The organism is Pseudodesulfovibrio piezophilus C1TLV30, from assembly GCF_000341895.1.
GTDB classification, from domain to species: Bacteria; Desulfobacterota; Desulfovibrionia; order Desulfovibrionales; family Desulfovibrionaceae; genus Pseudodesulfovibrio; species Pseudodesulfovibrio piezophilus.
Window position 1 is genome coordinate 1,098,040 of record NC_020409.1, and the last position, 22,579, is coordinate 1,120,618.

Below are 22,579 nucleotides of genomic sequence, written 5' to 3' on the forward strand. Positions count from 1 at the left end.
TGACAGGGTAAAGAAGAAGCCCCGGCAAACGGATTTCCGTTTGCCGGGGCTAATATCATGCATGTGACGATCTGCTATTCTGTCATATTCCCAACTTTCTCCATGCGGATGACAAACATCAGCAATGCCGGGATCACGAACACCGTGAAGATCGTGGAAAGGGCCAGACCACCAAGAACAACAGCACCGAGTCCTCTATACAGTTCGGAGCCGGGACCAGGGGCAATGGCCAGAGGGAGCATTCCAAAAACCGACGTGGCCGCAGACATGTAGATAGGACGGAGTCGGGTTCGTGTGGCTTCAAGAATAGCCGCCTTGTGCTCCATACCATGTTCCCTGATATTGCCCAACGACTGGTGAACAATCAAAATAGCATTATTCACCACCACACCGATAAGAATGACAAAACCAAGCATTGTCAGGATATCAAGAGGTTGTTGGGCTATGAAGACATTCTCCAGCTTCAATCCGAGAAATCCTCCAGCACCGGCAAGCGGTACGGTAAAGAGAATGATCAGCGGATAAATGAAATTGCCGAAAAGTGCAGACATCAACAGATACGTGATGACAATGGCCAACAGGAAGTTCCACTGCAACGCATTTCTGGTCACGGTCAACTTATCCGCTGCACCGGAAAGACGCACGGTCAAACCATCCAGCAAACCCATCTGCCGAACTTCGGGGATCAACTTGTTCTGAATCGTCTCCATGGCCAACTGCAGAGGCATATCCTTGGGTGGCGTCACCTGAAGAGAAATCGTCCGCTGTCTTTCCAGATGACGAATCTGATTCATCGAGTTCGTCCTCTGAAGCTTGGCCAGCGACGAAACCGGGACAGCCCATCCCTGCGGAACAGCAACCAGTGACGAGTACAGTTCTTCAGGCGTTGAGATATCCTTGTTCGAGCCTTTCAGGATCAAATCGATTTTCTTTTTCCCCTCTTCCTTGAAGTCGCCAATCGTGCGTCCGTCCAAAATGACATCCACAGCCACACCAAGGTCCTTAGTAGACAATCCGGCCGCACGAACTCGATCCCGATCAGGGATCAAACGCACCTCGGGATACAGTAACTCGAGAGAGGGCACAGGGCGTATCTGTGAATTGGGAATCTCCTGCATCGCCATACCGAACATGGTTCCGGCTGCAGCCACAATGGGTTCCAACTCAGGACCGGAGATGTCAACATCGATCACTCGTCCCTTGCCCAGTCCCTGCTCAAATATCGATGCCTGAATGGACACACCGAACATGCCGGGAATTGAATTAAGCAGCCGATTGAAGAACGGAGTCAATTCGCCAGCCCGCTGTTCATCACCGGAGATGGCACCAAAAAGGTTGATGGTCGGCGCGGAAACAAAGAACATGTCCCGCACGCTGGGCAGCCCATCAACTTCTTTTCCGAAGAGTTCCTTCGTATCATTGAAGACATGTTTGCCGATATCAAGCCGTTCCTCGTACGAAAGGCCTGGCGGCGGAATCAATATGGAGATGACAAGATTTCGATTGCCCTGCGGCAAATATTCCATCTTTGGAAAGAAGGCCCAGACCATGAGGATAGAGGCCAATGTCAAGCTGAGCACAGTCAGCAGGCGACTCCCCGTGCTGGAAATGCAACGGTCAAGCAGTGCCATGATCCCATTGGACATTTTACTTCCCAAGGTGGATAGGGGAGCAAGAAGACGTTTCAATAGAGATAAGGAGACCGGAGCACGAGGCCCACTCTCCTTTCCCCCGCTCCGCCTTTCCGCGATACCATAAAACTGGCGCGCCAGCATGGGAATGACCAGAACGGAAACAAACAGGGACAAGGTAATGGCACAGGTCACCGCGATAGCGATATCCTTGAATAACTGCCCTGCTTCCTGTTCCATGAAAACAACAGGCAGGAAAACTGCAACCGTCGTCAGAGTGGAGGCGAGCACCGCTCCCCAGACTTCACTGGCCCCGTCATATGCCGCAGCCAGCGCGTTTTTGCCCATACCTCGATGTCGGTCAATATTCTCAAGGACAACAATAGCATTATCCACGAGCATTCCAACAGCAAACGAGATACCAGCCATGGAGATGACATTCAGCGATCGCCCGGCAGCTGCAAAAATGATGAAAGCCCCAATAATCGAAACCGGAATGGAAACAGCAACAATAATGGTCGCAGAAATCGATTGCAGAAAGACAAAAAGCACAACAATGGCCAGGATTGATCCAATAATGATATTTTCCTGAACCAAATCGATGGCCCCATTGATATATGGACGCTGATCATACACCCAATCCAAGTGAATGCCGTTGTCTTTGAGCTTCCCCTCGTTCAGTCCGTCCACGACTTTTTTCACGGCATCGGTCATTTCGATGACGTTGGCACCGGATTCCGGTTTAACACCGATAGCCATGGCAGAATCACCGTTGTGCAGCATAGCCACAGTGGCTTTTTCATTTCCCCGCTGAACGGATGCTACATCCCCAAGGGTAAACCGATATTCACCTGACGAGGATAACACGAGGGACTCCATTTCCTCTTCGGATTTGAACTCGGCAGGAGTCCGAATCCGGTAGTCCCTACGCCCAACACCAAGCGATCCGGCTGAAACGGAGATATTTTCGTTCTGAAGAATTTCGATCAACTGGGGGATGGTCATATTGTAGGCAGCGAGGCGCACCGGATCAACGATGATCTGCATCTCATTTTCCCGACCACCACCGACGAAAAGATCGGCAACTCCCTTGATGCGTTCCAGATATTGACGGATATCATTTTCAAAGTACGTCCTGTATGTCTGGACCTCCCTGTCATTGCCCGGCAACGTTTTGAGGATCATCCAGATGACCGGAGAAGTTGAAGCTCCTGTGGCCGAGACAATAGGCCTATCGGCATTATCCGGGTATTCCGGCACTTCATCCAGCTTGTTCGACACACGCAGCAAAGCGGAATCGATATCTGTCCCGATTTCAAATTTCAGGGAGAGTTCTGCCAGACTATTAAAGCTCGAACTTTCCATTTCGATGAGACCGGGTATCCCCTTGAGCACCTTTTCCTGCTCCTCCACAATATCGCGTTCGATCTCAAATGGAGTTGCTCCGGTCCAATTGGTGGAGACTGTAATGATCGGTTCCGTGACATTGGGAGAGAGCTGATACGGTAGTGTGGCAAGAGCAATGGTGCCGAACATGACCACAAGGATGACACCCACAAGGACGGCAACCGGCTTCTCGATTGAGGCTTTAACTATATCCATCTATGATCCCTGCTGAATCTTGTCATTCTGAGGCTGGGCAGCAACGGGTTGCCCAGGGCGAAGGCGCTCATTCCCTTTAACGACGATGTCCATGCCTTCCTGGAGCTTCTCGGATTTGACGCCTGCGAAAAGCCCCCGAAATCCGACAACGTAGACAGGGATTGGCGTGGCTTTACCATCAAGAACAGCCCAGACGACCTGCTGTCCCTGTGCGGAAATAACTGCATCTCTTGAAACAATCATGGTCTCTCCGCCCAATCCTCGCGGCAGGCTGACTCGAGCTTCCATACCTTCTGCCAAAGAACCATTGTTATCCACACGAATTTTAACCGGGAAAGTCCGTGTTGCGACGTCCCCCTTGGGGACCACTGCAAAAACTTCACCCGGCAATTCACCACCAGACACCTTGACCCCGACTTTCAGTCCTGGCTTGACCACACCGAATGCTTCCTTGGGAGCGTTCACAACCACTTCATATTCATCATCACGAGCGGTTACGACAACAACGGACCCAACAGACATCCATTCGCCACGGTTGGCCTTCACATCAATAACAACGCCATCATAGGGAGCACGAATACGTTTTTTCTCCGCTTCTTCCTGAAGCTGGGCCAAGGTCGCCTGGCGGGCTTCGTATTGATATTGCAATGCATCCGCAGTCAGACGTTTGGAGTCAAACTCCCCTTCGGCAACGGAACGAGTTTTGAACAGGGCAGACACCCGTTCGTGTTCCAATTGGGCGGACTCGAAGTCTGCCTTGGCCTGAAGCGCCAGGGCTCGGGCGTTGCGGATAGTTTTTTCCAGCAGCGAAGAGGAAAGAACGACCATAACGTCCCCTTTGCTGACACGCTGACCATCCGTCACCTTGATATCAACGACCTTGCCTGTGACTTCTGATGCCACATTTGAAATCTCCGTAAAATACACTGTACCGATAAACTCTGACTGAGGAGCCATATCGCCCTTCGTGACCTTGGATACAACAACCGGAGACGGAGGACGGCCTCCATCCTGAGCCAGTGCGGGCACAGCCATGCACAGCACTGCCAGAGTAATGAAAAGAGGCTTTAGTATTGAATTCATGATCTTTCTCTCGAATCTTTTATATGTTCAGGACAGATGGAATCCGCTTCCAGGGTCGGTTCGATAATCTGCCATAGGACTCGCATGCAGATCGCGAGATCGTCTTCGTCAATATGGTCGACAAGATCCTCACGGCTGGCCACGGCCAAATCCAATGAGGAATCCACCAACTCTCTTCCCGCTTTGGTTATGAAAAGGAATTTAACCCTTCGGTCTTCCTTGCAGGATTCCCGTCTGACAAAACCATGCTTTTCCAGGGCTGCAACCAAACGGCAAACGCCTGTCTTTTCCTGCGACATCAAATCACAAAGCGTGCCTTGAGAAAGCCCATCCTTCTTATATAAGGGAATCAGAGCCCGCCACTGCTCCACTGTGACATCTATGTCACTTTTCGCAAAACGGGCAGCCAATTCCCGCGTTGCCAGGCGAGAGACTTTCCATGTCAAAAATCCCAAGGAGTCCCTTGGATTGAAGTGCTTGATAGACATCGGATGGTTGTATGTGCAACGAAACTTGGGGTCAACCACTTTTTCGCACTCCACGACTTGCATTAATGGGAGTATGGCTTTACTGTCCCGCCTATGGAACGATTTACTGCAGACCTGCACATACATTCCCGTTTTTCCAGGGCGACAAGCAAGACCCTCACTATACGAAGCCTTGCCGCATGGGGCCGAATCAAGGGACTTAATGTCCTCGGCACCGGGGATTTCACCCATCCTGAGTGGCTTGCAGAGATTGATGAACAGCTTGTGGACAAAGGGGACGGTCTTCTTGTCCTGCGAGATGATACAGGACTGGAAAAAGAAATTCCAACCTTCGAAGGAAACATCCCCGGCCGTACACGGTTCATGCTTCAAACCGAAATCAGCTCCATCTACAAGCGCGGCGGCAAAGTCCGCAAAGTCCATAACCTTGTATACATGCCCAATCTTGATGCTGTTCGACGCTTCAATCAAAAATTGGGCGAAGTCGGCAACCTGTTGTCGGACGGTCGCCCTATCCTCGGTTTGGATTGCCGCGATCTGATGGACATGGTCCTTGAATGCGACCCTCAGGCATTTCTCGTTCCTGCCCACATCTGGACACCATGGTTCTCACTTTTCGGTTCCAAATCAGGATTCGACTCCATTAGGGAATGCTATGGAGACTATGCCCAGGAAATCTTCGCCATGGAGACTGGGCTGTCATCGGACCCTGAAATGAACTGGACATGGAGTGAATTGGACAGGATCAAACTCATTTCGAATTCCGATGCTCACTCCGGTGAAAAGCTCGGCCGCGAGGCGAATTTTTTCCGTGGAGAGGTCTCATATGAAGGCATCTATCGAGCACTCAGAAGTGAAGGGTTAGGTCATAAATTTCTCGGCACTGTCGAATTTTTCCCCGAAGAAGGGAAATATCACATGGATGGGCATCGAAAATGCGGTGTGCTTATGGACCCGCATGAAACCATAGCACGCGGTGGCATGTGCCCAGTCTGCGGCAAACCCGTGACTGTCGGCGTATATAACAGAATTCTAGAACTGGCGGATCGCCAGGAGCCGCTCAAGCCAGCCGGAGCCGCAAATTTTGTCTCGCTGATTCCGCTCAAGGAAGTCCTGTCTGAAGTCGTGGGGGTCGGTCCCAACTCCAAGAAAGTGAACACCTTGTATATGCGACTCATCAGGGAATTCGGCAATGAGCTGGATATTCTGCAACGAGTCCCACCCGAAGATTTGAATAAATACTCCTGCTCCCTGGGCGAAGGCATTACCCGCATGCGAGATGGAAACGTCATCCGCAAACCGGGGTTTGACGGCGAATTCGGCGTCATCTCGGTCTTCACCGATAAGGAACGGGCTGAAATAAAGAACGGAGCCACGCTCATTTCCATCCCGCAAAAGAAAAAAGATACTCCAAGAGAAGAAGCACCCATGACGTGTGTCCCAATGGGCAAGGCTGCCAGTAAGGACAAGCCTCTTTCTTTCAACAAGGCTCAACAGAAAGCCATCAAGGCTGGTCCTGGCCCTGTTCTGGTCCTTGCCGGGCCTGGAACCGGCAAGACACAAACCCTCATGGGACGAGTGGCGCACCTGATCGACAAGGGAGAAGCTCCCCTGCGAATTCTCGCTCTGACTTTCACCAGAAGGGCAGCTCAGGAAATGCGCGATCGCATGAAGGAACTCCGTGGAAATAGTGCAGAAATGCCACAAGCTGGAACGCTCCACGCCCTCTGCTTTGATTACTGGAAGCACGCCTATAATGAAACGCCAATCGTACTGCCTGAATCCGCCGCCAAAAAACTCTTTGCCGACGTGAATCCGGAATTCTCAGGAAAGAATCTCGACTACCACTGGAATAGATATAATCTCGGGCGAGAGCAACTGACCGATATCCCCGAAGACCTTGCCGATGCCCATATCAACTACGGAAATCAAAAAAACCACTGGGATTTGGTGGACTATACCGATCTCCTGGAATTCATGCTGGAGCAGTCGGGCGCACCCACTTTCAAGCTGCCCTACCGCCATGTTCTGGTAGACGAAGTACAAGACCTCACCCCTTTGCAACTCGCTGTAATTCGTGGAATAGCTGGAGAATCAGGCAAAGGGGTCTTCTGCATCGGCGACCCCAAACAATCCATCTATGGATTCCGAGGCGCAGCAGGTGATGTTGCAAAGCGGCTCACCCAAATATGGGGAAATATCAAGACAGTGACCCTGCTTGAAAACTATCGATCCGGACAAAATATCCTCGACGGATCGACCATGCTCTTCCCTGATGAACCCAAGCTGCATTCCAACCTCGACATAGCAGGCACCATACATTTTTTTGAAGCCCCGGATGGCGTTCGTGAAGCAAACTGGATCAGCGACAAGATAAAAGAATTGATCGGGACAACCAGCCATTCACTTGCCGACTCAGAAGGCCATGGAGAACTTGCTCCGGGAGATATCGCGGTACTGGTCCGCTTCAAGGCTTTGATCCCGTCCATTGACAAGGCACTCAAACGAGCTGGAATTCCCTGCTCAACACCGGAATTGGACGGCTTCTGGCAAGAGCCAAGGGTAGCATCGCTCCTACGAGCTGCTCAGAGATTTCTCGGTATGGCTCTGGATGCTCCGGACAGCGAGCTTGAAGATGTCACGGACAGCGATGCAGACGACAAGAACGAACTTGTCAGCATCCCTGACCATATCCTTGCCAAAGGACCGGTAGGACTTGCCGCATACCTGGCAGAAACACCCCCCTTTGATCAATTTTTCTGGGAAAGTCGCCAGTTCAAAGAATTGAAACTGGAATTTGACCGACGTGGCGGCTGGCAAGGACTTGTCAACTGGGTCAGTCTCCAGACTGAATTGGAGTTAGTGCGCCGCTCAGCCGAAAAAGTCCAGATCATGACGCTGCATGCTTCCAAGGGGCTTGAATTCGATGCTGTTTTCATGCCCGCTTGCGAAGAAGGTATCCTTCCCTTTGCCGGAATGGACCTGCTGACAGCAAAAGTGACACTGACACCGGGACGAGGACAACGTTTCCCGGAAGAACGGCGTCTCATGTACGTCGGCATGACGCGGGCAAAACGAACCCTGTATATCAGCCGGGCCGAGCAGAGACAAATATACGGCAGAACCCTGCACCTTCCACCCTCCAGATATCTCAGGGAAATCCCCGAAGGATTGGTGACTCATTCCACCTTGGCCGCAAAAAAGGTTACCAAGGAAAAACAGCTTGGGTTGCTTGATTAAGACGGCTACAATAAAAAACGATACACACCGACCTCATAGAGCCGACTGACATTTCTGGCCACTCCAATGGAAAATCCGATCCGACGTAATCGGCAGAAAATATGGAGCGGGTTCAATACATGCTGACAATAATCACGAATATGTTTCATGGTCATACCCTCAGACGCATGGTTGTTCACTACTGAACCCAAATGCAATCAATATGCCTGAAACCATAAATTCAATAACAATCGTCCCTTCAACATTTTTTTTGGTGAGCATGGAAAATTCTGCACGAAAATGTCATTCTTTTACCCCGATTTCAAAACAAAAAATCGGGGAAGATTTTCCATTCACCCTTGCGGCACCGTCCTTTGTCATTCCTGCGGGTGCAGCGGAAAACGCCCGTTTTCTCGCAGATTTCTTTTCCGAGATAGGCCTTCTCTTTTTTGAAACAGAAGCCTGCCTGAAGTATTCTGAAGCTGACCTTCCACCGGACCTTGCCAGCCTGCCTATTTCCTGGCACGTTCATCTTCCACTCGACCTCCCTTGGGATAAGGGAATTGCAGCGGTATGGGACATTCTTTCGAAACTTTTAGATAAAGCGGCTTTCCTCTCTCCACGAACCTGGGTTCTGCATCCTCCCACACAACCCAATCTTCTCGTACCTCTTGCTGATCGCTTCCGGGCGTATGGTCTTGATCCAATTGATATCCTGCTGGAAAATGTTGAGGAAACCAACCTTGCAGCCCTCTGGCCTGAAGCACGCAGCGCAGGCTACTCCACCTGCCTGGACCTCGGCCATATCATGGCCTACAATCAGTATCCCCTTTTGGAGTTAGATGGCCTATGGGAGTCCACACGGATGCTCCACATATACGCCCCTATTCACGGAAGTCGACACACAGGCTTGACTCATCTCGACGAGGAAGGCAAAGCACTTCTTCGGTTGATGCTCTCCAAATTTCGCGGTGACACCGTCACTTTGGAAGTTTTCGATGAAACTGAAATATTTCAGTCTATTGAGACCCTCATCCGCTGGATGAGCCAATGGAGCACGCAAAATTGATTACTTTTGTCCTCGGCGGTAACAAATCCGGGAAATCTGACTTTGCGCTCGATTTATTGGGCAAGCGGCCTGATCCGGCACTTTTTATAGCTACTGGCAAGGCAAAAGACCTCGACTTCAGAGAACAAATCCGACAACACCGCATAAGCCGCGGCCCGGAACTAGAAGTCATGGAGGTTTGCGAAGACTTGCCTCAAGCGCTCAGACACGTTAAACTGAAATTTCCTTCTGTGTTGGTCGACAGTCTCGACTATTGGCTTTTTGAATGCCGAAATGCAGGATGCGAAGACGATAAGATTCATGAATTTATTGCTTTACTGAACAATTGGACTGATACTGATTTGATACTGGTCTCATGTGAGACAGGGCTTGGACCACTGCCTGTAGGGCGTGAAGTCCGTGCTTTCATTCGGAGTCTTGGTGCACTGAACCAAAAAGTGGCCAAAGCGGCAGACCAGGTTTTTCTGATTACCGCCGGACTCCCGATAACCCTGAAACAGGGATAGTTTGTGGCACTATTCAAACAGCTGGACAGTCAGGTAGAACAACTCCTGAGCCTGTTCAACAAAGAAGACAACTGGCTGATCGCTATCAACGCCGATCCCGATGCACTCGGCTCGGCGCTTGCGCTGAGACGAATCATGGCCCGCAAGGTCAATAACATCGCCATTGGCCAGATCAACGAGATCAAGCGACCGGACAACCTGTCCATGATCCGCTACCTGCGAATCCCCACCCAGAAACTCATCCCGAACTTGGCAGCACAATACGATAAATTCGCCTTGGTGGATTCCCAACCTCACCACAACCCAGAATTCAAGAACTTCGAGTTTTCCGTGGTCATTGACCACCACCCGATCTCGCAAGAAAATCTTGTATGCGCCGACTTTGTGGACATCCGTCCCAAGTATGGCTCAGTCTGCACCATGATGACGGAGTATCTTTACAACATGAAGATACGCCCGGCAAAACTCCTTGCAACAGCACTCATGTACGGCATCCGGTGCGACACACGAACATTTGAGCGAAAATTTATTGATGCAGACATGTCTGCATTCAAATATCTCAGTAAGTTTGCCGACTCCAAGCTCATGAACCGCATCAGTCGAAGCGAATTCCATCTTGACTGGATGCGTTATTTCTCTCGTGCATTTTATAATCTGCGCCGGGTCGGGCAAGGGCTGTTTGCCCATTGCGGGAATGTGGAAAACCCGGACATCCTTGTCATTGTCGCTGATTTCTTCACTCGAGTTCACAATGTGCCATGGGTTGTTGTCTCCGGTACTGCTGACGACAAACTGGTCTCCATATATCGGGGGGACGGCTTGCGGCGCGATATGGGACTAATGGCGCAAAAGCTGATGAACGGACTGGGGAGCGCCGGAGGCCATAAACAGGCTGCCCGTGCCGAAGTTGAACTGACAGACCTTGCCGGAGAAGATCCGGAAATCTTCATGCTCAAGCGACTCGGCCAAGGTACAAAGAACACCATTCGCCGAATCTAGACCACCCCAAACAGTCTTTACCAGGCCGACGAGGACAGTTTTTCGTCGGCCTGTCTTGTTTGTTTCTTGCGCTCTTTTCACAGGTCCAGTAGCTTTCTTCTTATCCTCATCAACCGACAACCACTATACACTTATGTCCCTCAAAGAACGCCTCAATCTCAATACGGAACCCGTCTATCTCATTGACGGGACCGCGCTGCTCTATCGCGCTTTTTATGCTCGCACTGACCTTTCCCGCTCGGATGGATTTCCTACTAATGCCATCAATACAGTCCTCCGAGTTCTCATGAATATCCTGCGAGATGAAAACCCGACTCATGTCGCGTTTCTCATGGACGGAAAGGGACCGACGTTTCGAAATGCTCTGTACGATCTTTACAAAGCCAACCGACCATCAATGCCGGAACCTCTGGCACAACAAATAGAGCCGGTTCGAACCGGAGTGGAACTGCTTGGTTTCAAACTTTTCATTTCTGACGGAGTCGAGGCGGATGACTGCATCTGTGCTCTTGCGGAAAAATACAAAAGCGAACGGCCAGTAGTGATAATGGCCTCGGACAAAGATCTCAAGCAAAGTCTGGACACGAACGTCTTCATGGTCAGTCAACACGGCCGAAATGAAACCATCTACACTCTGGATGGTTTTCGGGAAAAAGAGGGCATGGAGCCTTCAACATGGCCTGATTTCCAAGCCCTTATCGGGGACTCGGCGGACAACATCCCTGGCATTCCCAAAGTCGGCCCGGTAACAGCACGCAAGATTTTTGCCGAGACAGGCCCGACTCTTGAAGACCTAAGGGACAACTACACCCGGCTCCCGGACAAACTGCGAGACAAGGTCGAACCGGAACTCGAAAATGTTTTTCTTTACCGTCAGCTTACCCGCATGAAAACCGATTGCTGTGACATCCCGCTGGAGGACTTCCGAATCAGGCAGCCGGACACAGATGCCCTCCACGCTTTTCTCGATGAATTTGAACTTCGAGGACTCAAGCGGATGGTTCCGACAAGCAGTGCCAGTGCCTCTCCAGACTCCTCCATTCCTTCCCCAAAGGCCAAGCCTTCACCATCTGCCAGCAGTGGGATGCTCTCCCTTTTTGGAGACACACCACCCGCAAAACAGGAACCGGAAGCGCCTTTGGTGACACAAGCAATATCCACTCCGTCAGAGCTTCCAAATTTTGCAGGTGAGGATGTCGGCCTGCTCATGGAGGACACTGGCTTTTTTCTGGGACTCGAAGGCATCGAATATCATTTTACAGGTTCTCCGGCTGACCTTGTCCGCGCCTTGGCAGATTCCTCGGTCATTGCCACTCCGAGTGTACAAGACCTGCTTCGTGCAGATGAAGCATGGGGCTACATCCTCTCTTCCCAATGGTTCGACCTCAGTCTGGCCGCCTACCTACTTGACCCTGAATCGCGCAACTACACATGGCCGCGATTGCGTCAATCACTGTACCAGGATGGCCGCCCCGAATTCTCCGACGTAACAGCGGACCTGCACCCCCAGGCCAAAGGATGCGCTGCTCTTGCATACATGCGTGGTATACAAGGACAGGTTCAGAGTGCCGAACTTGTTCCACTCATGCGCGATCTGGAAATTCCACTTATTCCGGCTTTGGTCGGCATGGAAAAGGCAGGTATCGGCATTGACCTCACTTCCTTCAAGGAGTTTCTTGATGATGTTTCCGGCCAACTCGATAGCCTGACGCGATCCATAATCAATCACGCTGGAGAGGAATTCAATATTCGCTCCAGCCAGCAGCTTGCAGTGGTGCTCTTTGACACGCTCAAGATCAAGGCAGGGTCAAAAACGGCCACAGGTAAACGCTCCACAGCCAACCAGGTTCTGGAAAAAATCAAGGATGCCCACCCCATAGTCGAAGATATACTCAACTATCGCATGCTCGAAAAATTGCGCTCAACCTACCTGGAACCACTTCCCAAGCTGGTAGATAAAAACGCCCGCCTGCATACTCATTTCAACCAGCTTGCCACGGCAACAGGCAGGCTCTCCAGCTCCAAGCCCAATTTACAGAATATCCCTATTCGCGGGAAATACGGCCCGCGCATGAGAGCCTGCTTCACCGCTTCCGAAGGGAATCTGCTGGCTGCCGCAGACTATTCACAGATAGAATTGCGCGTACTTGCCCACTTCTCCCAAGACCCGGCCCTGCTTGAAGCCTTCCGCAATGACGAGGATATTCACACACGGACAGCCGCTCTGCTCACGGACAAGTCTCCCGAAGAGGTGCTGCCTGACGAGCGACGCAATGCCAAAACCATCAACTTCGGGCTTATCTATGGCATGGGAGTTCAGAAACTGGCTCGGGAACTCAAAATAAAACAGACCGAAGCCAAAGAGTTCACAGAACGCTATTTTGAAAAGCTTTCAACTCTCAAGGCCTATTACGACACCATTGTAAGCGACGCTCAGGAACACGGCTTTGTCACCACTCTTGCAGGACGTCGTCGTCTCCTCCCCGAACTACATTCCAAAAACACCATGTTGGCCAGTGAAGCACGCCGTCAGGCGGTGAATACAGTTATTCAGGGAACTGCAGCCGACATCATCAAAATGGCTATGGTCGCTGCCCATACGGACAAGCAACTGGCCGCCCTCGGTGCAAAGCTTATTCTTCAAGTACATGATGAACTGATAGTGGAAGCCCCTGAAGCACACATTGAAGCTGCTGGTGCTCGCCTTGTTGAAATCATGCAAGATGCAGCCGACCTGGCTGTTCCTCTCAAGGTTGACATGGGAGTTGCCAAAGATTGGGGCGATGCCCATTGAATAAGGCTCTTGCCCAAGACTCAAGTCCATAAAAAAAACCGCCAGCCAAGGCGGTTTTTTTTATGGGAAAAGAAGACAAGAAACTCTGATACCATTGAAATTTCTCTTCGGATATCCATATTTTCTTCCACTCAAAAAAGTGATACGCCCTCCTGCATGAGCTATCTTAAAGAATTCAGGGCAGCAGCAAGCCGCACCCGAAAACTCGGCCTTGACGATATTGCGATGCATGAAACCCCAATGGCACTTGATCCGAGTCTCCTCAACGCTCTGGAAGCAACAGGACATATCCCTTTTGCCCAACGAGCGAAGAATGCCTTCAATGTCAATTTCGGCATGTTCCACATGGTGGCCAAGAAATTTCACATCCCAGGCGCAATCATGACCCTCGGCAATGTGAAAGTTCACGGAGAAAAACGTTTCCAGGCAACCTCCACGAGTTTCAAGGAAATCATCCGCGAGCAATCAGGAGAAGAAAACATGGGACACTATCACCTCTGGACGACCTTGCCAGGTGGGTATATTCTGGATCATGCCATTCTCCCGGGCTTACAGGCCGACGGCATTATTACAGTGGACGACATGCTCCCGGCAGAGAGGTATTTGTATGATCATGCCGATGAACTCCCCCATGGACTGACCTATCATCCAATGATTGTCGGCCTTGAGTTCTTCGTAGCCTCGGGAACCATTGACAGGGAAGCTCTTGAATACCTCATGGGAGAACAGTTTCCCAAGCAATACCAATAGCCTTTATCGCACAAGAAAAATCTATGGCAAACAGATCTCGACACCCTAGACGGAAAGAAATAAAAAAGGCAAAAGAAGGCCTTTCCGGACGACACTGCGTTCTGAACAGAACACACATTCAATTATGGACGCCCTCCTTGCCAAGGCAGGGTCATATATTATACCCATCCCCTCAATCATGACAAAATCCAACGAATCATATTCTCTGCGGCTGGACGTCCTCGCTTTGGTGATCATCGCCATCTCTTTTGCGATCAGATACTGGTTTGTGGCTACCGGCCAACTCAACCTCGTACAAGATGAAGCCCAGTATTGGGATTGGATTCGACGCCCGCAGCTTTCCTATTATTCCAAAGGCCCACTGATCGCCTGGGTCATTTCCACCTGGTGCTCTGTTTTCGGCTCCACAGAACTGGGAGTCCGATTCGGTGCAGTCCTCGGGATGACTGGTATCCAAACCGCGCTTTATATTGGTATCTCAAGAGTCTGGCGCGAATACCGCTTGGCTCTCTATGTCCTTTTCATAGCGGCCACCTTACCGTTGCTCAATGGACTGGGTATACTCATGACCACGGACAACCCGCTCATCTTCTGCTGGACCGTGGCTTTTTTCGCACTCTCTGCCGCAACGCGGAACAAACCGGATCAAACTCCGGGCAATACCCCCTTCGTCATCCTGGCGATTGTCCTGGCGCTGGGCATTCTGGCCAAATACATGATGCTCGCGTTCCTGGTCATCGCCACGATCTACGCCCTTATTCTTCAATTCCGAGGCCAGATGCCGAAGCGATTCTGGCAACGATTTGCCTTGGCCTCCCTGGTCGGCACTCTTGTGGGACTCACTCCCATCCTGATCTGGAATATGGGCAACGATTGGGTCGGTTTCAAGCATGTGGCAAAATTATCTACAGGAGAATCCAAGGCTTTCAAAATTCGCCTTATGCCGTTTCTCGAGATGTTCGGAGCGCAAGTGGGCCTGCTGGCACCTTGGTGGTTCTCTCTCATCATGATCGGCGGCTGGCGTGCAGTGAAAAAATCAATCATCGGTCCCATCGGAGCCTTTGATGAAAAATACCGGCACGCTCTTCAGGCCGCCCTCTTCTTTTGGCCCTTGTGGCTGACCATTACATTTTGGGCGCTTAAATCCAAAACCGAAGCGAACTGGACTGCGGTTTCGTTCATGGCAGCAGCCATTGTGGGCGGTATGGCCTTCAAGAAATGGTGGACAAAACCGAACCGCAGCCGCCGTGGCCGTCAGATACTTGTTGGAGTTGCCACTCTTTTGACCCTTTTCATCTTCGTCTCGCCCCTTGCTCCTTTGCCAGCACAATACAACCTGACAAAGCGCCTCAAAGGGTGGGAAGGGCTCGGTCTGGAAATGCAACGGCTCGCTGCCGCCGAATTCGAAAATCCGAACCATGTCTTCTTTTTCAGCAACAAGTATGACATCACGTCTGAACTTGCGTTTTACACCCCCGGCCAACCATTCACCTATTGCCTGTGGACACCTGACCGACGCATGAATCAATATGACCTCTGGCCCGGACCTGACGAAACAAAAATCGGATGGGATGCCATCATGGTTCGTAAACGTTTCACGAACTCACCCATCCCGCGCGAGACGCTTGACCTCTTTGAATCCGTCAGTCCGCCGATATTTTTTGAGTCGAGCTTCCATGACCAACCTGCTCGCAAATTCACCCTCCACCTCTGCCGGGGATTCAAAGGACAATGGCCTGTCCACTCCTCTCATAGATTCTAATCTATTTTTAATAGATAAAGAGCTTTGATAGGGCCAGAAATCCACTGTCTGTGGGTTTCGGCCCTTTTTTTTAAAAATACTTTTCCATATTACCATTGAGGAATAACGCAATTCACCTATCTGATGGTCGTGGCAAGTTTTTTGCTTATCGCATGAAGACAAACAGACAGAACTGTCCAAGGATCGACCATGCGAAGTATGACCATTCTTTTATTGTGTTTAGTCCCGCTCGGGCTACCAGGGTGTGCAGCTGTTCCATTTGGCCTTGGATTGATACCGGGAGCACCATCCTATGTTTCTTCCCTCATAGGAAATGGGCAGACCGTCTACGAAACAGCAGTGGATGAACGGACCACCCGTCAACAGATGCTTGATGCCATCATTGCAGGCCATGCACAGGCGGAATTGTATAAAAACAAAGAGATTCGGCCAAATCAGATCACAACCCATTGCTACTTCGGAAAAGTCTATCTCGTGGGTGAGTATGATGACCAGGAACAACTTCGTACTATTTACAAATGCATGGAGACAGTGAAGGACAAACGCGGCATCATCAATCGCCTCTACTTGAAAGACACCGAGCACAAGACGGACTTCTTGAGCAATCAGACAACCATGACCGAACTCAAAGCACAGCTTTTGGCTGATTTTAAAGTCACAAGCTCCCCGGTGAAAGTGGAAATAGTACACGATGACATTATCCTGCTCGGCGTTATTTCCGATAAAACCGAACGGGACCGCATCATGGCCCATGCTCTAAATTCCGTTCAACAAGGTCGTGTGGTATCATATCTATATCATCAGGAGAATGCCGGTCCCCAGCCGCGCATCATGAGTGCGGGATTACCAAGCCTGAATACCGCAGCCGCACCGAGTCCACCAGAGAAAGGCCCACAACGGCACACCATAAAGGATATCCCTCACACCATAGCCAGCGCCACCCCCACAGTCCCATTGGTCGTCAATGGCAGAATCTCAGGTCTCTGACACTGTACTGCGCCACCTTGACCCAAAGTTGACAGGAACAGCACATGGGACTGCGGGAAAAGTCACATCCGGCCCCACCACACCAGGATTTGCTTCCCGTAAAGGATGGAAAGCATGCAACCAAGGCTAAGGAATGGTCCATAGGGAATAGGTTTGGCAAACACGTCACGTCCCATCCGGAGAGCCATGATGCCGAGGGCGAGATAGCTGAGCACGCCTGTCAGCACTATAGTGACAGGCAACCCTTCCACTCCGACCATGGCCCCTATCATGGCCATGAGTTTCACATCACCGAGGCCAACTCCGAACTTGCCCCGCCATACATACAGTCGCTCTATGACCCAAAAGGCCAGAGCTCCGACAAGACAGCCTATCATGGCGCTCTGCCAGCCCGGAGTCTTGAGGAGAAAGGCCGTTGCAAGCGCGAGGGATGTGCCCCCAAGAGTGATTCTGTCAGGGAGAAGAAAGGTCTCAAAGTCAATGAAACTCCCCGCAATTAGCATGGTGCCGAGCACGAGGTGGATTCCCCATGCAAGAGAAAAACCATGCAGATTCACGAGCGCAAGTGACCATGCAAGGCAGGAAATCTCGACCAGAAGGTATTGCGCTCCGATACGCGCCTGACAATGCCGACAGCGCCCCCTGAGCAGAAAATAACTCATTATTGGGAGCGTATCGCGCCACTCAAGCTTGCTTTGGCAGGCCGGGCAGATGGATCGTCCAGGGCGACAAATAGGAACGTTATCGATCCAACGTTGAATAAAAATGGAAGACAGACCACCAAGCTCCAGCCCAATGACCGCTGCTGCTATATAAAAGAAATACGGAGGGAGTTGATCCATGAAGAGTCCTTGCCTCTTGAAGAATGCCATCTTTTACTGCATGAATACCGCGAGGGCGATGCTTCCCAACACCTACCGGAATTGACCGGAGGAGACAAGGGGAAGCCCCTGATGTAACGCAAAAGGAGACATTGATGACCCACCGCTTCATCCCCGATCTGACCGAGGAGCACATTGCCGATAAACAGCTGACCGGCCTTCAATGGACGGCCCGGCATGCCTTTGACGGCAGCCCTTTCTACAGATCACGCATGAAATCACAGGGGGTCGTTCCCGAAGATATCAGAACCCTGGAGGATATACGCAAACTCCCCTTCACCACGGCGGAAGACCTCAAGGATGGCTACCCGATGCCTCTGCTCTCCGTTCCCGAAGCAGATGTTGTTCGCATCCATGGCTCCAGTGGAACCACAGGTAAACGCAAAATTCTCGCGTATACGAAAAACGATCTTGATCTCTGGCAGGATATGTTTGCCCGCTGTTACGAACTGGCAGGCCTGACGGTCGAGGACAGGGTTCAGATTTGTGTAGGGTATGGATTATGGACAGCAGGAGCAGGGTTTCAACTCGGCTGTGAGCGGTTCGGGGCCATGGCACTCCCGGTCGGACCTGGCTTGCTCGAAATTCAATTGCAAATGCTTACAGACTTACGCTCCACCTGTTTATGTTCCACAGCGTCTATGGCCCTCCTTATGGGAGAAGAAGTGCAAAAGCAGGGATTATTCGATCGGGTGGCTCTCAAAAAAGCCATTTTCGGAGCAGAAACCCATACCACAAAAATGCGCAAACAATTCGAGGAATCCCTCGGTCTGGAACACAGCTTCGATATTATCGGTATGACAGAACTCTACGGCCCCGGAACCGGGTTGGAGTGCATGGCGCACGAGGGAATCCATTATTGGGCGGACCTCTACATCATGGAAATTCTCGACCCGGAGACCCTCACCCCCGTCGCCCCCGGCGAGGTAGGGGAAATGGTTGTGACCAGCCTGCAAAAAGAAGCCTCCCCATTGATTCGATACCGTACCCGCGATCTGACCAGACTGATTCCCGGCGCGTGTTCCTGTGGAGTGTCCATGCCCCGTGTGGACAAGATCATGGGACGAAGTGACGACATGTTCATTTTTCGAGGTGTCAATATTTACCCCGGCCAGATCGGATCAGTCCTCGGCAGCTTTGATGACCTGTCTGCCGAATATCAGATATCACTGACCCGTCGTGATGGCCTTGACCACATGTCTGTCAGCGTCGAACATGGTCCACAGGCGTCACGCGAAACCTCTACTGCACTGGCCCGCAAGGTTTCAGAAGAGATCAGAAAACATATTCTGGTCCGCAGTGATGTCAGAATACTTGGTCCAGGCGAACTGCCACGCAGCTTTGCCAAAACAAAACGGGTCCAGGACGAACGAGGGACAGACTGATGCCCAGCCTGTCAGATCAAGCAGATCGCCATGTCATCATTGACCGACGTCAAGGAGAGTATATCTGCTTTCCAGATGTCATCCGCCTCCGGAATGGACAGCTTCTCATCGCCTATAACGAGGCAGACCAGCATGTCACCCCAAGCCGGAGGGCTCTTCTTGTCAAACACAGCCTGGATAATGGCAGAACCTGGGGAAAAGCCACTCGCATAGGGGATGCTGTCTCTCATTGCCCCAGACTTGTCCAGATGGACGATGACATGGTGCTGCTTTCAGACAGCAATGGATTATTCCACTTCAGCAAGGATAACGGCCGAACGTGGGAGAGTCAAAGAGCAAATGCACTGGCCCATGATATGATAGACAAGGTGATTGACCTTGGTGACGACCTGCTCCTGACAACTGGACACATGCATCGCGGCACATATCCGCAACCGGCCATACGGCAAGCTCCTGCGGAACAAATGGCATATCGTTCCGAAGATCGAGGAGCCAACTGGCAGCCAATATCCGCTCTTGCCCGCGAACGGAATCTCGTCCTGTGCGAAGCTTCTATGGTTCGCCTGCCTGACAAGCGAATTCTCGCCCTAATGCGTGAGAACAGCTTTGTCTATGAACCGATGTATGCATGCTTAAGTGACGATGATGGGGACACATGGACCGATCCGACACCGACCCCCCTCATTGGTCACCGTCCGACTTTGGGCCTGGTGGACGACTCCAGGCTCCTGGTCACCTACCGCAATGTCGCACCCGACCCCGGAACCTGTGCATGGACCGGAAGCCTCGAAGAATTAATGAGTGACTTCGCTGTGCAGGGACGTCATGAAGATCAGACCAACCCGAAATTGAGCAATGAGGGATTAAAGGTCGTCAATGATGAAGGAAGCGAATCCGTTGTCCGATACGCCCTTCGCCCAATGACTGATCCCCGCTCCGCTCGGGCAACCCTTGAAGCCAGAGTACGTGTAGACACAGCCGGACCGAACGGCTGTGGCCTCCGCCTCGGTATCTGGTGGTATCTCTTCCCGGATCATATCCTCCCGGAAGGAGAAGATCAGGCACCCATGGCAATCCCCCCAGATCAATTCAATACAATCCGGTTGGAATATGCAGACGGCACAGTTTCACTTTTCGTCAATGACACTTTTCAGACACAAATCACCGTCAACAGAGACCACGCCAACACACGCCCCATCCTTTTCGGCGCACCCTACCCTTTTGAAGACAACGCCGTCTCCTGTATATGGGAAAGTGTCAGCTTGACAATCAGGGAGCCATGCCGAGGTCGGGACTACTCATGGCAATGGCAGGCACAAAGCGACGGATTCCCAGACCAGTGGGCGCTTGATGCCATACTGGAACTGAAAAACGATCGGCATGCTGCGGCCCCGGATTTTGGGTATTCAGGCTGGGCCATGCTGGATGATGGGACATTTTATGGAGTCTACCATCATGGTGGTGGGACGGATGACGAATATGAGCCATTGTTCTCGGCCCATATTCAAGGAACATATTTCTCTCTTAAAGATTTCGGAATAGAATAAAACCGGACGAATCAGAACTCCAGTTTGATCGGACGAGATGATCTGGATCGTTTATCCTCTGTCATATCATCGTCCTTGGCCTGAGCATGTGCCCTCTTTTCAACACTCTCCAGCAACTTCTGCGTGTTTTCGGTCTCCGTTTGTATCAATTTGAGAAAACTCTGCGCTTCCGGCATCCCCGGATTCAACTCCAACGCTCGGTTGAGATGATCGCAACACGGCCGCCCGAGTCCCTTGCAATGATAGGCGCGGGCAATATTGAAATGCAAATTCTCATCTTCTTCATGAACTTCAAGGGCTTTTGTGTAAAATCGAATGGCGTCATCAAAGAGTTTTTTCTTGCGCAAATTAATGCCAAACTCATTAAAACGGTGCCGCTGCTCTTCACGAAAGACTTCATCAATATTCAAAAGTTTATCGAGCATTCGACGCAGCTTGGTATACTCCTGTTGCTCGGCATACACTTGGGACAGCCCTAAGTTTCCCTCCACATTATCATCTTGAAGAAGGACTGCGCCACAGAAAACTTCTTCCGCGCGGTCCAGTTGTCCAAGATTGAAATAACGTCGCCCCATGCGAACTTTTTTCTGCAATGTCTCAAGGCAGGGCAACGTGTTATCCTGATAGTAGGAAAGCTCCGGTGTATAGTAGAGAAGAAAGTCTTCCTTAGAAACCAACTTGCAAACCCCAGTGGGGATATGGTTTGCATTGAGGGGACGGACCTCGTATAGCTCTTCACTACGTTTGCGGACAAACCAGAATGTCCCATGCCGATAGCGAGAACCTCGCTCCCCGAGCTTGTACTGATATTTGGTACTGTGGGAATAAACTCCCATCACTTCGTAGTCATTGCTCACTTTCTACCCCTCGGCTGGATTCAATCGGTGAGACTGTATCCGTTCAACGAAAGACTTTCAAGAGCCGAACACCCTCCACACACTGGACTTGCCCTGTATTTGGCGTATACTCATGAAAATACAGATGAGGTCACCATGGTTCAGGAGGAGATCAAGCGTATATTCGAAGCCTACTTCGAAAAATACAAAAAGACCGAAGGGGACCGAAGTTCCTGGTCGGCCTATTGGATGGAAATGACAGACAAAGGCGTTCTGGAGCTTAATATGACAAAATGCTCCAGAGGGACTATTTTCAAAGTATTTGTGGATAAGAAGAAATCATTGGAATTTATTGGGTGGGATGCCTACTTTGAAGCTATGGAGCATTTCAAAAAAGAGCACCCCAAGCTTTATGAACCAGACAAATTATTCTCCCAGATGGAAGAAATTATTTAATCACCGACATCGCTCATACGCACTTTTCCCTTGACGGCATAGACTTCTCAGAGTAAGGCCATCTACTACAGTAGTCGGTGGCGTCCATGGGGACGCAGTCGGTAACCACCGGGCAGCACTGGCGATTGGTGAGCCAAAAAAGGGTTGTGGCAGGATTCTGAAACACGAATTTTCTCCGCTTTGTATCACCAGGCGTAAAACGCCAATAGTTTTATTTCTTTACTTTTTTTGGAGTTTTTTCGAATGGCTAAGAACATCTATGTGGGCAATTTGCCCTGGAGTTCCACGGAAGAGGACGTACGCGCTACATTTGAAGCCTACGGCGAAGTTTACTCGGTAAAACTGATTAACGATCGCGAAACAGGCCGCCCTCGCGGCTTCGGATTCGTCGAAATGGAAGACCAGGGTGCTCTCGAAGCCATCGAGAACCTGGACGGCAAGGACTTCGGGGGCCGCAATTTGAAGGTCAACGAAGCTCGTCCGCGTCCAGAACGCCCGCGCTGGTAGACAGACGACAGCCAAGTGGCTAGGTAAACCAAGCCCGCCCACGCAAGGGCGGGCTTTTCACGTCTCATTAATAAGAG

Annotated in this window: 18 protein-coding genes; 12 read left to right on the forward strand and 6 right to left on the reverse strand. The window is 51.0% G+C overall.

Features of this window, described 5'->3' with window-relative positions; all coding sequences use genetic code 11:
* Nucleotides 1-74 precede the first annotated feature (74 nt).
* Genes BN4_RS05295 through BN4_RS05305 form a run of 3 tightly spaced genes read right to left on the reverse strand, consistent with a single transcriptional unit; the run spans nt 75 to nt 4,843 of the window.
* Nucleotides 75-3,233 (reverse strand): efflux RND transporter permease subunit, encoded by a 3,159-nt coding sequence (locus tag BN4_RS05295; protein WP_015414336.1) that lies wholly within the window; start codon nt 3,231-3,233, stop codon nt 75-77.
* Entirely contained in the window at nt 3,234-4,316 is a 1,083-nt protein-coding gene (locus BN4_RS05300; RefSeq protein WP_015414337.1) for an efflux RND transporter periplasmic adaptor subunit, read from the reverse strand.
* The gene (locus BN4_RS05305; protein ID WP_231856580.1) at nt 4,313-4,843 is read right to left on the reverse strand and encodes a MarR family winged helix-turn-helix transcriptional regulator; all 531 of its coding nucleotides are present in this window, start codon (nt 4,841-4,843) and stop codon (nt 4,313-4,315) included. Before BN4_RS05305 ends, BN4_RS05300 begins: the two co-directional genes overlap by 4 nt.
* A gap of 54 nt (nt 4,844-4,897) precedes the next feature.
* On the opposite strand from BN4_RS05305, the gene BN4_RS05310 reads away from it, so the two are divergent.
* Nucleotides 4,898-8,044, forward strand: coding sequence for a UvrD-helicase domain-containing protein (locus BN4_RS05310; protein ID WP_015414339.1), 3,147 nt, complete (start codon nt 4,898-4,900; stop codon nt 8,042-8,044).
* A 5-nt stretch (nt 8,045-8,049) separates the two neighbouring features.
* Here the strand turns inward: BN4_RS05310 and BN4_RS17910 are convergent, their stop codons facing one another.
* Nucleotides 8,050-8,193, reverse strand: coding sequence for a hypothetical protein (locus tag BN4_RS17910; protein WP_173399600.1), 144 nt, complete (start codon nt 8,191-8,193; stop codon nt 8,050-8,052).
* Between the two features lie 110 nt (nt 8,194-8,303).
* On the opposite strand from BN4_RS17910, the gene cbiR reads away from it, so the two are divergent.
* The 7 genes from cbiR to BN4_RS05345 all read left to right on the forward strand — a co-directional run bounded on the left by cbiR (nt 8,304) and on the right by BN4_RS05345 (nt 16,890).
* A complete protein-coding gene (cbiR, locus tag BN4_RS05315; protein ID WP_015414340.1) occupies nt 8,304-9,092 on the forward strand; it encodes a cobamide remodeling phosphodiesterase CbiR in 789 nt (262 codons plus the stop codon).
* A complete protein-coding gene (locus tag BN4_RS05320) occupies nt 9,074-9,598 on the forward strand; it encodes a bifunctional adenosylcobinamide kinase/adenosylcobinamide-phosphate guanylyltransferase (RefSeq protein ID WP_015414341.1) in 525 nt (174 codons plus the stop codon). Before cbiR ends, BN4_RS05320 begins: the two co-directional genes overlap by 19 nt.
* Nucleotides 9,599-9,601: 3 nt before the next feature.
* Nucleotides 9,602-10,597: a DHH family phosphoesterase gene (locus BN4_RS05325; RefSeq protein ID WP_015414342.1), complete on the forward strand. Its 996-nt coding sequence runs from the start codon at nt 9,602-9,604 to the stop codon at nt 10,595-10,597.
* Nucleotides 10,598-10,730: 133 nt separating this feature from the next.
* A complete protein-coding gene (polA, locus tag BN4_RS05330; protein ID WP_015414343.1) occupies nt 10,731-13,391 on the forward strand; it encodes a DNA polymerase I in 2,661 nt (886 codons plus the stop codon).
* A gap of 156 nt (nt 13,392-13,547) precedes the next feature.
* Nucleotides 13,548-14,141, forward strand: coding sequence for a hypothetical protein (locus BN4_RS05335; RefSeq protein WP_015414344.1), 594 nt, complete (start codon nt 13,548-13,550; stop codon nt 14,139-14,141).
* A 124-nt stretch (nt 14,142-14,265) separates the two neighbouring features.
* Entirely contained in the window at nt 14,266-15,903 is a 1,638-nt protein-coding gene (locus BN4_RS05340; RefSeq protein WP_015414345.1) for an ArnT family glycosyltransferase, read from the forward strand.
* Nucleotides 15,904-16,092: 189 nt separating this feature from the next.
* Nucleotides 16,093-16,890 (forward strand): BON domain-containing protein, encoded by a 798-nt coding sequence (locus tag BN4_RS05345; protein WP_015414346.1) that lies wholly within the window; start codon nt 16,093-16,095, stop codon nt 16,888-16,890.
* 62 nt (nt 16,891-16,952) lie between these two features.
* Here the strand turns inward: BN4_RS05345 and BN4_RS05350 are convergent, their stop codons facing one another.
* Nucleotides 16,953-17,732, reverse strand: coding sequence for a prepilin peptidase (locus tag BN4_RS05350; RefSeq protein ID WP_015414347.1), 780 nt, complete (start codon nt 17,730-17,732; stop codon nt 16,953-16,955).
* A gap of 134 nt (nt 17,733-17,866) precedes the next feature.
* Here BN4_RS05350 and BN4_RS05355 point away from each other — a divergent pair, with 134 nt between their 5' ends.
* Nucleotides 17,867-19,156, forward strand: coding sequence for a phenylacetate--CoA ligase family protein (locus BN4_RS05355; RefSeq protein WP_015414348.1), 1,290 nt, complete (start codon nt 17,867-17,869; stop codon nt 19,154-19,156).
* Complete coding sequence (locus tag BN4_RS05360) at nt 19,156-20,703, forward strand: sialidase family protein (protein ID WP_015414349.1); 1,548 nt, start codon at nt 19,156-19,158, stop codon at nt 20,701-20,703. Before BN4_RS05355 ends, BN4_RS05360 begins: the two co-directional genes overlap by 1 nt.
* An 11-nt stretch (nt 20,704-20,714) precedes the next feature.
* Here the strand turns inward: BN4_RS05360 and BN4_RS05365 are convergent, their stop codons facing one another.
* Entirely contained in the window at nt 20,715-21,560 is an 846-nt protein-coding gene (locus BN4_RS05365; RefSeq protein ID WP_015414351.1) for a tetratricopeptide repeat protein, read from the reverse strand.
* A 135-nt stretch (nt 21,561-21,695) separates the two neighbouring features.
* On the opposite strand from BN4_RS05365, the gene BN4_RS05370 reads away from it, so the two are divergent.
* Both BN4_RS05370 and BN4_RS05375 read left to right on the forward strand, forming a co-directional pair.
* The gene (locus BN4_RS05370) at nt 21,696-21,995 is read left to right on the forward strand and encodes a hypothetical protein (RefSeq protein ID WP_015414352.1); all 300 of its coding nucleotides are present in this window, start codon (nt 21,696-21,698) and stop codon (nt 21,993-21,995) included.
* Nucleotides 21,996-22,238: 243 nt separating this feature from the next.
* Nucleotides 22,239-22,502: an RNA recognition motif domain-containing protein gene (locus tag BN4_RS05375; protein WP_015414353.1), complete on the forward strand. Its 264-nt coding sequence runs from the start codon at nt 22,239-22,241 to the stop codon at nt 22,500-22,502.
* The last annotated feature ends 77 nt before the right edge of the window (nt 22,503-22,579 follow it).

Excerpts from the sequence above, each read along its gene's own strand:
- cbiR (WP_015414340.1), top strand. The coding sequence starts at position 8,304 with ATGGAAAATTCTGCACGAAAATGTCATTCTTTTACCCCGATTTCAAAA.
- BN4_RS05295 (WP_015414336.1), bottom strand. The coding sequence starts at position 3,233 with ATGGATATAGTTAAAGCCTCAATCGAGAAGCCGGTTGCCGTCCTTGTG.
- BN4_RS05310 (WP_015414339.1), top strand. The coding sequence starts at position 4,898 with ATGGAACGATTTACTGCAGACCTGCACATACATTCCCGTTTTTCCAGG.
- BN4_RS05300 (WP_015414337.1), bottom strand. The coding sequence starts at position 4,316 with ATGAATTCAATACTAAAGCCTCTTTTCATTACTCTGGCAGTGCTGTGC.
- BN4_RS05370 (WP_015414352.1), top strand. The coding sequence starts at position 21,696 with ATGGTTCAGGAGGAGATCAAGCGTATATTCGAAGCCTACTTCGAAAAA.
- BN4_RS17910 (WP_173399600.1), bottom strand. The coding sequence starts at position 8,193 with ATGAAACATATTCGTGATTATTGTCAGCATGTATTGAACCCGCTCCAT.
- BN4_RS05320 (WP_015414341.1), top strand. The coding sequence starts at position 9,074 with ATGGAGCACGCAAAATTGATTACTTTTGTCCTCGGCGGTAACAAATCC.
- BN4_RS05355 (WP_015414348.1), top strand. The coding sequence starts at position 17,867 with ATGACCCACCGCTTCATCCCCGATCTGACCGAGGAGCACATTGCCGAT.
- polA (WP_015414343.1), top strand. The coding sequence starts at position 10,731 with ATGTCCCTCAAAGAACGCCTCAATCTCAATACGGAACCCGTCTATCTC.
- BN4_RS05360 (WP_015414349.1), top strand. The coding sequence starts at position 19,156 with ATGCCCAGCCTGTCAGATCAAGCAGATCGCCATGTCATCATTGACCGA.
- BN4_RS05350 (WP_015414347.1), bottom strand. The coding sequence starts at position 17,732 with ATGGATCAACTCCCTCCGTATTTCTTTTATATAGCAGCAGCGGTCATT.
- BN4_RS05340 (WP_015414345.1), top strand. The coding sequence starts at position 14,266 with ATGGACGCCCTCCTTGCCAAGGCAGGGTCATATATTATACCCATCCCC.
- BN4_RS05335 (WP_015414344.1), top strand. The coding sequence starts at position 13,548 with ATGAGCTATCTTAAAGAATTCAGGGCAGCAGCAAGCCGCACCCGAAAA.
- BN4_RS05375 (WP_015414353.1), top strand. The coding sequence starts at position 22,239 with ATGGCTAAGAACATCTATGTGGGCAATTTGCCCTGGAGTTCCACGGAA.
- BN4_RS05345 (WP_015414346.1), top strand. The coding sequence starts at position 16,093 with ATGCGAAGTATGACCATTCTTTTATTGTGTTTAGTCCCGCTCGGGCTA.